Annotated in this window: 10 protein-coding genes; all 10 read left to right on the top strand. The window is 26.4% G+C overall.

The annotated features are described in order from the left end of the window. The first annotated feature begins 172 nt into the window (after window positions 1-172). The 10 genes from AC2GW8_RS03970 (at window position 173) to AC2GW8_RS03925 (ending at window position 12,390) form a co-directional block, all read left to right on the top strand. The gene (locus AC2GW8_RS03970) at window positions 173-748 is read left to right on the top strand and encodes an SEL1-like repeat protein (protein ID WP_440881495.1); all 576 of its coding nucleotides are present in this window, start codon (window positions 173-175) and stop codon (window positions 746-748) included. 585 nt (window positions 749-1,333) lie between these two features. Continuing rightward, the gene (locus AC2GW8_RS03965) at window positions 1,334-1,732 is read left to right on the top strand and encodes a GlcG/HbpS family heme-binding protein (protein ID WP_440881494.1); all 399 of its coding nucleotides are present in this window, start codon (window positions 1,334-1,336) and stop codon (window positions 1,730-1,732) included. An 85-nt stretch (window positions 1,733-1,817) separates the two neighbouring features. After that, window positions 1,818-2,321, top strand: coding sequence for a hypothetical protein (locus tag AC2GW8_RS03960; protein ID WP_440881493.1), 504 nt, complete (start codon window positions 1,818-1,820; stop codon window positions 2,319-2,321). Between the two features lie 15 nt (window positions 2,322-2,336). Continuing rightward, the gene (locus AC2GW8_RS03955; protein WP_440881492.1) at window positions 2,337-2,978 is read left to right on the top strand and encodes an MIP/aquaporin family protein; all 642 of its coding nucleotides are present in this window, start codon (window positions 2,337-2,339) and stop codon (window positions 2,976-2,978) included. Between the two features lie 2 nt (window positions 2,979-2,980). Next, window positions 2,981-3,979 carry an NADP-dependent oxidoreductase gene (locus AC2GW8_RS03950; protein ID WP_440881491.1) on the top strand — a complete coding sequence of 333 codons (999 nt, stop codon included), beginning with the start codon at window positions 2,981-2,983 and terminating at the stop codon, window positions 3,977-3,979. Between the two features lie 169 nt (window positions 3,980-4,148). Continuing rightward, complete coding sequence (locus AC2GW8_RS03945) at window positions 4,149-5,294, top strand: hypothetical protein (protein ID WP_440881490.1); 1,146 nt, start codon at window positions 4,149-4,151, stop codon at window positions 5,292-5,294. A gap of 1,415 nt (window positions 5,295-6,709) precedes the next feature. Further along, the gene (locus AC2GW8_RS03940; protein ID WP_440881489.1) at window positions 6,710-7,456 is read left to right on the top strand and encodes a hypothetical protein; all 747 of its coding nucleotides are present in this window, start codon (window positions 6,710-6,712) and stop codon (window positions 7,454-7,456) included. A gap of 289 nt (window positions 7,457-7,745) precedes the next feature. Then, window positions 7,746-7,973, top strand: a complete 228-nt coding sequence (locus AC2GW8_RS03935; RefSeq protein ID WP_440881488.1) for a hypothetical protein — start codon at window positions 7,746-7,748, stop codon at window positions 7,971-7,973. 585 nt (window positions 7,974-8,558) lie between these two features. Next, window positions 8,559-9,332 (top strand): hypothetical protein, encoded by a 774-nt coding sequence (locus AC2GW8_RS03930; protein ID WP_440881487.1) that lies wholly within the window; start codon window positions 8,559-8,561, stop codon window positions 9,330-9,332. A gap of 1,618 nt (window positions 9,333-10,950) precedes the next feature. After that, the gene (locus AC2GW8_RS03925) at window positions 10,951-12,390 is read left to right on the top strand and encodes a leucine-rich repeat domain-containing protein (RefSeq protein ID WP_440881486.1); all 1,440 of its coding nucleotides are present in this window, start codon (window positions 10,951-10,953) and stop codon (window positions 12,388-12,390) included. Window positions 12,391-13,162 lie beyond the last annotated feature (772 nt).

Here is a 13,162-nt window from a genome sequence, read left to right as displayed (position 1 = left end):
ATAAATTACTATCCTATAGGGTAATGTTTATTTTTCTTTAAATAAACCATGTAGTTTTATAGTTATTTTTTTTCGTTTAAAGTTAAATTTTGAAGGTAAGTTTATATAAAGTATTTATATTTGAATGTTATGGGTAATTAAATAAATAATATTATAATTTAATAATTTAATTATGGGAAATGACACTTTAATAATAATTGAATACGGAATAGGTGCCTTATTGTGTATTATAGCTGGTTTTTTTGCTTTAAAAATAGGAAAAGATTTATACATGAGCGGAGCAGGTATTTCTGAAGAAGGAAGCTCAATCGAAGTTAAGGGAGTAAAAGCACAGATGAAAACGGTAGGCTCTGTTGTAATGTTAACTTCAGTAGCCTGGGGTTTTTTAGGAATGCAAATTTTTCCCGATTATAAAAGAAACAAAGATGGAATTATTTTGGGAAGTCCAGCGCCTAAAATGGCATCTAGTAATGATTTTGCTCCTGAAAAGTTAACTGAATTAAAAAGCATGTATTTAGAAGGGGTGCAAAGAGATTCTGTTTCAACATTCAAGACATGGAAAGTTTTAGCAGAGCATGAGGTTCCTCAAGCAAAAGCAATCATCAGTTACGCATATAAAAATGGAGTAGGTGTTGAAAAGAATATTGATTCAAGTAAATTTTGGACTCGAAAACTTCAAGGAAAAAAGGCAGAGCAACTTAACGAAAAAAATATAAAAAAAACTTTTGTAAGTGTTCCAAAAAAGTAAATAAAATAATTGATGTAGAATGTTTTGAACAAAAAAATAAAATAATTTCAGTATTTTAATATTCAAGATTATTGTAAAACCAGATATGTTTTTATAAAGATATAGATTAAAACTGAAGTATTACTGTGGTTAAATTTTCTTTTTTCTGAATTGGAAAGCCAAAAAGAGCACTCATTCTATTATTTCAAATTAAAAATCATTTTTAGAAGTCACGATACAAAAGTGACTTTTATTTTTTTACTGATAATAGAATATTAAATTTAGTGATAGTGTAAATTTGAAATTTATTTAGACATTTTAATTTAAGAAGTAGCGAGACAAAAACTGCGCATTAATTCACTTCATAGTGTAGTTAGAAATTTGGTTAATACGCAGTGACTACAAACATACACGATGTAATATAATTAATAAAAATGAAAATAGCTAGTTAATAATTAGAAAATTCATTTAAGTGTCAAATTCACTGTCTTTTGACTTATTTTATTTGACCTTTTTTCATAAGCTGTTGAACTGTTTTAGTAATTGTAAAAGAGCTTCTCTGTTTTACTTTTGTAGTGAATAAAAAACAATTTTAAAACAGAAATTATGAATATTACGTTAGCAGATGCAGAGAAGATTATTTTAGCAGCAAAAGAAAAGTCTCTAGAAATTAACACTAAAATGAATATAGCAATTGTTGATTCTGGAGCAAACCTTGTAGCTTTTAGCCGTATGGATGGAGCTTGGTTAGGTTCTCTAGATATTTCTATAAAAAAGGCTAAAACAGCTCGGTTTTTTGATATGAGTACAGGCACAATAGGAGAGTTATCTCAGCCAGGTAGACCTTTATTCAATATAGAGCATTCAAACAATGGGTTGATTACATTCCCAGGAGGTTTACCGATAAAAAATGAGTCAGGGGAGGTAATTGGAGCCATTGGAGTTAGTGGAAGTACAGTAGAAAATGATCATATTGTTGCGGAAGCAGGTGCTTCAAAGATTTAATAAAATAAAAGATAAAAAATAAAATAAAATAAAAGATAAAAAATAAAAGGTAATTCAGGTTACCTTTTATTCTCTTGTAATTAAAATGAAGTCAATATTTATTACATTATTTTCATTGAGTATAACGTTTTCATTGTTTTCTCAAGATAAAAATCAGAAAAAATATCCAAATATTAATGGTTTTATAGGTACTGCAATTCCTATTCTATCCTTATCAAACGATGGTTTGTTATCAAATTTTGATAAATCAACTACATTAGCGTTTCCTTTTGGACTTAACTTAAACAAGTCTAAAAAATTTTCTTATTCAGTTGAATTAGATCCTATCATTACTTTCAAAAAAGAAGGCTCTTCACTAACCAATTTAGCAATCTTACCTGGAATTTTATTTCATACAGAGTATTTTACTTATGGTATAAGAGCTGCATTTGAAATTAATGGACGTTATGGGGCAAGTTTTTCTTTATTAAGAAATATTTTTAAAGGAAACGGTTTTGATATTGTCATTGGTTTACCTCTAGATTTAAGATTTGGAAATAGTTTACCATCTAGTGCAGGAACAGGATTAATTGTGGTAGTAGTAATATAAAAATTGAAAATTAAAATGAATAAATATATTTCAGAATGTATAGGAACATTCGCGCTTGTTTTTTGTGGTACAGGAACAATAATTGTTAATGAGCAATACGGAGCTAATTTAGGTTTGTTTGGGATTGCCTCAGCTTTTGGATTAATTGTTTGTGCTATGATTTATATTTTTGGAAGTTTTTCGGGAGCACATATAAATCCCTCTGTAACGATAGCTTTGGCCGTAGGAAAATTAATTTCAAAAAAGAAAGCATTATTTTATATTATTGCCCAGTTAACAGGAGCCTTTTTAGCTAGCGGTGTGTTAACATGTATATTCTCTAAGAATACAACATTAGGAGCTACAATTCCATCAGGGGATTTACTTTTATCATTTGTTTTAGAGTTTATTTTAACATTTTTCTTGATGTTAACAATATTAGGAGTAACATCGAAAAAAGAATATTCTAGTGTTGCAGGGCTTATAATAGGTTTAGTAGTTACGGGTATAATCCTAATGGCAGGGCCAATTTCAGGAGGGGCATTTAATCCAGCGAGAAGTTTAGCGCCAGCCTTTTTTTCTGGAAATATGAGTGCTATTTGGATTTATATTACAGCACCAACATTAGGAGCAATTTTAGCAATGTTAACCTGGAAAGGATTAAATAAAATTAATTAATAATGAAAGCAGTGCAATTTAAAACTTATGGAGAAGTAACAAAAAGTGTTGTTATTAACGAAGTAGATAAGCCTATTATTAAAGAAGATGAAGTATTAATTGAAGTTTATGCTTCAAGTGTAAATCCATTAGATTTAAAGGTCTTGGAAGGTACTATGAAAGACCTAATTAAGCTTAAATTACCTTCAACTTTAGGATATGACGTTAGTGGTGTTATTATAGAGAAAGGAAAAAATGTTATTGATTTTAAAGTAGGTGACGAGGTATACTCAAAAGTAATTAAACAAGGGACTTTTTCAGAATTTGTTGCTGTAAAACAGTCTATTGTAGGGTTGAAACCTAAAAATATAACATTTGAAGAAGCTGCGAGCTTACCTTTGGTTGGTTTAACAGCCATACAGTCTTTGAAAAAAGGAAAGTTAAAAAAGGGAGAAAAGATTTTAATTCATGCTGGTTCTGGAGGAGTAGGATCTTTTGCAATTCAGTATGCCAAATTGCTTGGAGCTTATGTATATACAACTACAAGTACAAAAAATATAAAATGGGTAAAAGAACTAGGAGCGGATATAGTTATTGATTATCGTAAAGAGAATTATAGAGAAAAAGTGAAAGACGTTGACGTAGTTTTAGATACACTTGGAAATAGATATACAGAAGAAGCCTTTGATGTGGTCAAAGTGGGAGGCAAAGTAATAACACTTGTTGGTCCTGTTGATAAAGAAACAGCAAAAAACATGAAACTTGGTATGTTGATTCGATTATATTTAGCATGGAAAAGAAGAAAGATAACTAAACAAATTAAAATTAAATCAGCTTATTACAGCTTAGTGCTTATGAGAGCTAAAGTGGCGGAACTAAATGAAATTAAAGATTTAGTTGAATCAGAAAAAATAAAAGTAATAATCGATAGGGTATTTGAATTAAAAGATAGTTTAAAAGCACTTCTTTATGTTAAAAAAGGACATACTAAAGGAAAAGTAGTGATTAATTTTAAATCATAAAAAAATAATAAAGTAAATATTTATTAGCAATAAAAGCTAAAGGAACCTCGTTAATCATCAATTCCTCTTTAAAATTTTTTTACTAATTGAATAATATTGATTGTTTAAAAAAAGGCAAGTTATTTCTAAAAAAACTTTTTAGAGAAGGAATTTCAAAATAGTAAGATTAATGATTAATAATATTTACTCGATGAATGAGCAATGGTCCAAAGAAAAAGCTAAATTTTTTATGATGACTAAACAAGCTAATTTGTTAAATCAAAATATAGCAAATGCATCAATTTGGTATAATACTTTGTTTTCTAAAGGTTTAAATCCAGGTGATGAAAATTATAATTTTGACCAAGAAAGAGTTCTTCTTGAGCAGCAAGCAATGTTAAAGAAGCACTTTTTAGCAATGGCTGTTTTGGGAGTTCAAGGTGGGGAACAGTTTAATAAAATAAAGAAAAAAGAAAATTATCAACCTATTGAAAATTTTAAACAAGAAGGTGTTTCAGCAAATCTCGCTACTTTGGCTTCCATAGGGGGACGATTTAATTATCGTTCAAAAGATGGGTCAGCTAATGAATTTAATACTTTTTTAATGGGAACCGATGATTTAGATACACTAAGAAGTTATGAAAATACATTTGGGGGTAATTTACCTACAACTTATATGGGAGCTTATAAACGAATAGGGACGCATTCTGAATCTTTTGATGGAGGAGAAATTATAGAGTTAGATAGAGCTTTAGGAGGAGTAGATGCTACAGGAATTGATATTCCTATTGGAGGTATCGGTCAAAGTTTATTCGATATTAAGGGAAGACCTGTTGTTACTGGATATCAAGGAGTTTCTTTTGCCGACCGAAGAAGTAATACACTAGGTGATAAACAGAAAAAATATCAAACAGGACATGTTTTTCATCGATTTGCATCGAGTAAGGATGGATTAAGAGCTCAAATTCTAATTTCATTTGAAGCCAGTGCTCCTAACATGGATAATATTTTTGGAGGGTCGCACAAGGTATTTGCAACGATCAATAAAAAAATTTTTGGAGGAATTTCTAAAAGAACATTAACAGGTCAAGATAAAAGACATAAATTAGGAATGCCTAATAAGATTGGTGGCATTAAAGCTGATATAACTAAACAAAAAGTAGAAATTCTTAAAAAAATATATTCATTACTAGATTCTTTTAAAAAGTCTAGTAATATAAATTTTAACCAATTAGAAAAAAAATATTATCAGCGTATTTTAATTTCAGAAACAGTTTATGAACGCAATAATATTTTCAATGAACTATTAGAAAAGAAATTGGTAGAACATAGTTAATGAATTAATTGTTTGTTGTAAAATTAAATTAAATAACACTATTTTAAGTTTGAAATAACCCAAATTAAGCGGTTCTTTTTATTTGAGAATATAAAAAAACGTAACCATAGATATTATTTAATTATGATTTTAAATACAAAATAGTGTTATGTTGACTTATTTAATGCTTTTATAAAGGTTAGATTAATTTTTATATAAATACTAATTTTAAAAGAAGATGGCTTTATTGAGAAACTTGAATACAATTATATTAAATATAAATAACAATAAACCTATTCTATTCTTTTCTAATTAATTGTTGTGTAACTAATTATAAAATTTATTCTAAATAAGTAATTGATATAGTAAAGGCAAGAAAATTAATTTAAAAACTGCGCATTAATCTATTCTTTTGTAGTTATAAGTTTGGTTAATACGCAGAGTATTTAAATCAATATAAAACTCTAATTATCCATTAAGACGGTTAACTAGTACTTAGCAAATGTAGTAATTTTTTTGATAAAAAAGAAATTAGTTTTTTGAAAGAATATACCCATAACGAAAAAAAGACTATCTTAATGACAGTCTTTATTCCCTGATTGTTTTGAAACAATCATCCCTTTTAATTCCCTTGACACAAAATTATATAGATTTTAAATATTTTCATAGATTTAATCATAGTTATATGTTATGTTGTAATAAAAAAAACAAATTGTTGATAATTGTATTATTTTATTTTTTTCGTATTGATAATTTATTTTTTGAATCGTTTTATTGGTATTTGTTTAGTATTAGAGGAGAGGGGAAGGAATTATAAAAATTCGTTAAGATGAAATTAGGCGTGTATAATCTTGTTAATTACTAAGAATATTAAAAGTAGCTTTAAAATATTTTGATTACAAAACTGCTTATGTTGTTGAAATTTAAATATATATACTAAGTAGTTTATGTAAAAAAAGATCCCAAAGAAGGTTAAGAAAAATAAAAAACAACTTTATTATACATTTAACAGATAAATGTTTCTAATGAGATAGCACAGTGATTTCACAATGATTTTAATGTTTAGTTAATTTACTTAGTTTTTTATTTGTTTAGTATTGAGTTTTTTATATAATTTTGAAGCTTCAAAATTTAAGCTTTAGAGTTGAATAAGCCAATAATCATTTTATTTTTTATGTAAATTACACTAATTTCCGTTGTGTCATTATACAATAAAAATCAATTTAAAGTTAGATATGCATAATTGAATTGTCTGATACGATTGTAGAGAAGAATAATAATTTTATTGAGTTTCTTTAAGCTTAATTTTGTTGAACAAATAATTTTTAGATCTGTGTTAAAGACTTTGTCAAAGTAAAATACTAGTTGCTATTTTAATATAAGTCTACAAAGGTCTTAATTACAAAAAAACAAATATAACAAGTAAAACAAATATTATGGCAAATACACCAAATGAAGCACAAGCTATTATTAATAAATTTAATGATAGCGGTTTATTAGTTAGAACCGCTCAACTTAACAATGCACATTTAGAATTTCAAGATGCAGGAGCACCGGCTTCTGAATTTTCAGGAGTAAAAGAAAAAAGATACGGTCCAAAACGAAATTGGTCTTTGATTCATAATAGACTTATTGCTGCCCCATATAAAATGGTAAGCACGGCTGAAGAAGAAGAGGAACTAAAAGATCTTCAGGCTAAAGGTCCTGCTGGAAAAGCGATGCTTGATAAAAAGTTTAGAAGTATAGGTTTATTAGCTGCTCCAGATGCAATTGGAAATGATAGGTTTTTGAAATTCAGTGAAGCAGATGCCTCAAGTAGCTCTACTATGACTGGGCAAGAAAAAACTTTTTCACCGGATCAATTTAAGTCTCAAATGGAAGGGTTACGTAATACGTTGTTGCAAAAACAAAAAGATTACAAAGGAAGATTGGATAATAGTGAAATACAAACTGTTGGTTTTAATACAGATGCAGTTAAAGCTCTTTTATTTAAACCAGGAGGTTTTAAAGATTGGGCCGAAGCTAAACCTAAATTTCAAGAAGTAGTAAAAAAGATTACCACAACAAATGATTTACCTGGATTTACTCCTTCAACATTAAAAGAAATTCAGATTTTTACATATAAAATTAATGAAACAGAAAAAACAACGACGTTAGAATATTTAGATACTCTTAAGGCTTAAGTAAGTTATTTTTTAGTTTCGAATAGTATAAAAAACACCTTAATTTAAGGTGTTTTTTTATACCTATGTTTTAGTATATGTATTATAAATATGAACAAATATATTAATGTAATTGAAAAAATAATTTTTAGGGTTAAACAACCTTTTCTTGTTGATAATAGAATATTGAAAAGTAATTCTTCTTACGTCTTAATTATTATCATGTGTTTTTAAACCTAAAGTTAAAAAACATGATAACATAGATTATTTAAGGTTACAGCAGAAGTATGACGAAAGTATAAAGTTAAAAATGTCTGATATTACTCATTGGGGTAGTAATAGTGATTTTAGATTTTTTAAAAAAAAAGAAATATGTAAAGTTATGATCGAATTAGAAAATGAAAAAAAAGCAATTGTGCTAGACCTCTATCTTACTACTGATAATAATTGTGTTGATAGTATTGCGGAGAAAACAGGTTTACCTTCACGAAAGGTAAGTGAGATTATAAATAAATATTTAAGGAGAAATGATAAATAATAAAGATTAAAAGATACGTATTTATTACAATACTAATTATTTTTATGAAATTAAGGGCAGATGTATTCATGATTAGATATGTTTATTCTGAGATGATTATTGAATATTGTACTTGTTAATTAACGAGTTCATTTAAGAGTAATATTGATGGAAATTTATAGATAAGGTATATAGAACATTAATTTTTGTTTTTCTTATTTCCTCTAAAATTGGTTATTAGATCTATTGTGAATTATTTTTTGCTTGAAATTAAGAAGAAAGAATTATCGATATCAGAAGTATAAATTTTTTTGATACGGTTAACTTTTTTGTTACTAGGTATAAAGGTGTTATTTCAAACTTAAGTCCTTGTTATAATGAATATTTGTATAAAGTCAAAAATAATTAGTTTTCGGTAATATTATGGAATAAATAATTTTAGCAATCGGAATTACAAGAGACATCTAATACTTTTTATTTTTGTGTTAAAGTTTGGTTAAAAAAACAAAGAAGTGTTAAAAATTAAATTAGTTTTATTTTGAAATATTTTTAATTGTGGCTTTCAGCAAAGTGACAAAGTAAAATCTCAATTAAATTAAAAAATTGATGAAGAATAAAAACCTAAAATCATTGCATATTTTTTTAACAAATTCTCAAAAGCTTAAAATAGTTCTCTTAAGTATATTATATATTTTTTGTTTTACCTCTTGTAAAACAGAAAATAAGTCGAAGAATAAAAATAATTTTAATTTAGATAAAAAGATAGCCAATATATTAGATGTTTATGATCATGCCTATCTATCTGAAGAAAATGAATTAATCGGCGTTACATATTATAAAAAAAATAATGATAGATATGTTAAATTGAAACTAAAAGGAATTGATGAATTAAATCTTCCTCTTATTAGTGCTGGTGCTAAATCAGGTGAATATAAAAAAGATAATTATGTTTGGTACTGGAAAAGGCATGAGGGACAATATAAAGCTGAATTTAATGATGGTAGCAAAGAATTTAAACTACTAGAAATAGATGAAGATGTATATTCTAATAAAAAATATAAACTACCCACAATAAATATTAAAGAAGGTTATCAGGTAATACCTTCAACAGTTGTACGAGTTAATTCAAGAGGCGTTTGGCCTTCATTTGACGAAAAATTAGGAACTGTTGAAGTATTTGATGATAAAGGAAATTTATTATCTGTTGAAGTATTATGGGCTGACGAAAAGTGGATAAAAAATGGGCCTGATATGTATTCTTGTTTTTTACAATTTGATGTAAAAGAACCAACAAAAGGAAAAATTGTAATTTCTAATAATTATAGAGACAAGAAAGATAAGAAAAGTATTGAAATACCTGTAATTTTAATAAATATTTAGTGTTTATTACCTCAAGGCATTATTTTAGAAAGATTGCTTTTTTAAGTAAAATACATAGCATTGTGTATTTTTTAATTGTCAATACGAAAAGATAAAATATCCCAAAAAACTACAATCTAGATTCATAACACACGAATGAAGCGATATAAAAACTCGTTTTTAACTCTTATTTTAGTCTCTTCTTTTCTATAGAGTTGCCAACTTCACAAAAAATAAGTGAAAAACAAAAAAATCTGAGGCATATAGGGAATATTGAAAAAACGATCAGATTTAAGAATTAGATTTCAAAGTTTGTAAAGGAGATGATAAAGCCTTTCAATATTTTAATTTAGGATCAGTTTACAGCGAAAAAAAGTTAAAAATTTTAAACACTTTTCAATCAAATTTCCAACCAATTACTTCCAAAAAAGAAAATGGACTTATTGAATACGGTTTATTGTAAACTACTAGGGAAAAGCAGGAAGGCTTTGAATTTTGCAATCAAACCAGAACTACTAAAAAAGAGAGATTTATAAATTAAAAATTTCTCAACTTATTAGATAATTAAACGAATTAAAAAGCTGGTGAGTTCTTAAAAGAAATGAATTAGTAGTTGATTGTTATACGTATTTAATATTCAAATTTCCATCTCTAAGCACATTTGCACAACCAAATTGCAAAACGCATAAATATTATAGAGATACTCTAAAATACAAAGTTTGTTTAAAGACAATGGAAATTAAGCCTTATTACTAGTTTAGTGAAGAATATCAAAATATTTTAGATGAATCAATTGAGATCGATCCAACTTTTCAGTATGCTTATTGGTCAAAATCTATAGCTTACCTAAAAAGTGGAGATTTCATGACTTGGAAAAAGTTAATCGATAGAACGGTTCTTTAAAATTCAATAAAAAAATTAGGATTCAGAGATCAGTATCGCTACCAATTCTTTAGAGATTATAAAGGAGCAATCAAAGATAATATAGAGAAGTTAGATAGTTTAGTAGATTAGAATATTGGGTATTCTCAAAATGGAGTATACCATTTAAATATGTACAAAAACTTGTTTTATAATACTGTAAGAAAGGTGTGAAAGCTTTTTAAATTATAGAAAATTTAGGTAAATGATTATTTTACACCTTGGAGTTTTTTATTTGTAAATTAAAAAAAAAATAAAAAGTCTTTCAGATATTTATGGAATAATTAAAAAATAATAACTGGTTTGAAAATTACTATTATTCAGCTTGTAACCTGCAATAAATTAAACGATCTAGAGAAACACAATTCTTGTTTGATAAAAACAAAGTTGCTTTACACTGAAGAAAAAAAACCAGATTCATAGTTAATTCCAATGTATAAAATATACTTATAAGCTATATAAAATGAAATAAAAATGACAAGCTATATTAGTTCATAGCTTACTTTGTTTATTGATTTTTTTAGAAAAAAATCCTTACTTAAAAATTTAATATTATTGATTAAGCTAGTATTCAAGCCTCCTAATAAACTTACTCGAACAGGTAAAAAATTATTACATAGCATCTTAGTTAATAACTTTTTTTATTGTCAATATTTAAGTAGTTAACTTAGAAAATAAGAGTAGTTTTGCGGGCTTGGAAATTCATAAAAACTAAAATATGAAACAATGTAATTTGCTTTTAGGAGTTTTAATTAGTTGCTCTTTATTTTCTTGTTCAGAAGATGATTTAGTAACTGAAAAAGAGGCTTCTTTTATGAAATATGATATAGCAACTGAGCAAAAAACAACATTCTTAAGGAGCAGAAGAGAATCTAATATTATACGATTTGAAGATTCTGAGTTTAAAAAAGCTTTAATTGATGAAAGCGTAGATAAAAATGATGATGGAGAAATTCAAAAAAACGAAGCAGAAGCTATTACGGAATTATATGTAGATGATTATAAAATTAAATCTTTAAAAGGAATAGAGTTTTTTACAAACCTTTTAAAACTAGATTGTTCTGAGAATGAGTTAGTAAATTTAGATATTTCTAAAAATATAAAATTAGAACAGTTATTATGTAAACGAAATCAACTAATAGCATTGGATCTTTCGGAAAACAGATTTCTTTCTAGAGTAAAATGTCAAGGTAATAAATTAACTTGCATTCAGGTAGCTGATATGAATAAAGTAGATAGGAAGTGGAGAAAGGACAGGAGTGCTTATTGGAATACAAATTGTAATGATGATGATGAAATTATTCAATTTGAAGATATTAATTTTAAAAAAGCTCTTGTTTCTGATGGAGTAGATAAAAATCAGGATGGAGAAATTCAAAAAGGTGAAGCAAAAGTGATAAAACGTTTGTATGTGGAGAATAAAGGTTTGAAATCCATAACAGAAGTAGAATTCTTTGTAAACCTTGAGAAGTTGTATTGTTTTAACAATCAATTGGCTATTTTAGATGTTTCTAAAAATCTAAAGCTTTTAGATTTAAGATGTAATCGAAATCAATTAACGAATTTAAATATTTCAAAAAATGCTAATCTTGAAGTTTTAACCTGCAGTGATAATCAATTAACGAATATAGATGTTTCAAAAAATAATAACCTGCAAATATTAGCCTGTAGTAATAATCGATTAACTAGTTTAGGTATTTCCAAAAATATTAAACTTCACAAGTTAAGTTGTTATGATAATCAAATAATTAGTTTGGATGTATCTAAAAATATTAATCTTATATCTTTAGATTGTAGTAGAAATCAACTTTCAAGCTTGGATGTTTCAAAAAGTACAGAGCTTAAATGGTTAGACTTAACGTATAATGAATTATTGAATTTGGATGTTTCAAAAAATATAAAACTCAATATTTTATACTGTGGAGGTAATGAATTATTGAGTTTAGATGTTTCAAAGAATCTGAACCTTAGAGTATTGTATTGCTTTAATAACCAGCTAACCAGTTTAGATATTTCCAAAAATTTAAATATTCAAACTGTATATTGTTATATGAATTCTAATTTAACCTGTATAAAGGTTCCTGATGTAGCATTAGCAAAGAGTAGTAAATGGAGAAAAGACAAATACGCTTCTTTTAGTATCAGCTGTTCTAATTAATATTTTTGGACTAGCATAAAAGATAAAAGATCTGATTTTATTGGATCAGGTCTTTTTTATAAAATAATTAAGTGCAAGCAATTTTTAAAATTCACAGATAATAATAAATAGATATTGAATTAATTTATAAATGAAGAACTGTTTTTGTATGTCAACTTATATCATTAGGTGTTTTTTGCTTGAATTCTTTATTTATTTCTTTTTTTAGAATTCACTATATATCAACTTTTGTTTTTAGAACTCTTTTAATTCTTTAAAAAAGTTGTAAAACAAGTAAATGTGAATACATTTCTTTAATTATGTTTTTATAAGATAAATTTAAAAGTATAAATAAGATCGAATTTTCTTTAGTATTAATAAAATAATTTTAGTATTTTTTATTTATGACTCTCATGTAAATGACATATTAAAACTATTTAAGTTTTGTTTTTTATAGTTTTTTAAAGAGTTGTTTTTAAAGTTGTACTTGTATCAGAAACATTTGTAATTTTGATATAATCAGAGAAAATAACGTTCATTTTTTTACCACAAAAGGATTCGGTTGGAGTTGTGCAAATCAAAGATAACTTTCAGATACTTAACTTTTTCCTCTTTCTTTAAAACGTTTTGGACGCTATTGATTTAAAAACATAATTTATGTATTAGTTAAAAAAATCATTTGCGATATTTTTATCAAAAAAAGAATCAAAATATACTATTAATAAAGGGGATAGCTTTTTTGATTCTTTTATTTGAGAAATAAAAGAAGCTTTAGTGCTTCTATTATTTATGA

It is taken from the genome of Tenacibaculum profundi (assembly GCF_057162725.1).
This window is presented reverse-complemented; position numbering and strand designations above follow the sequence as displayed.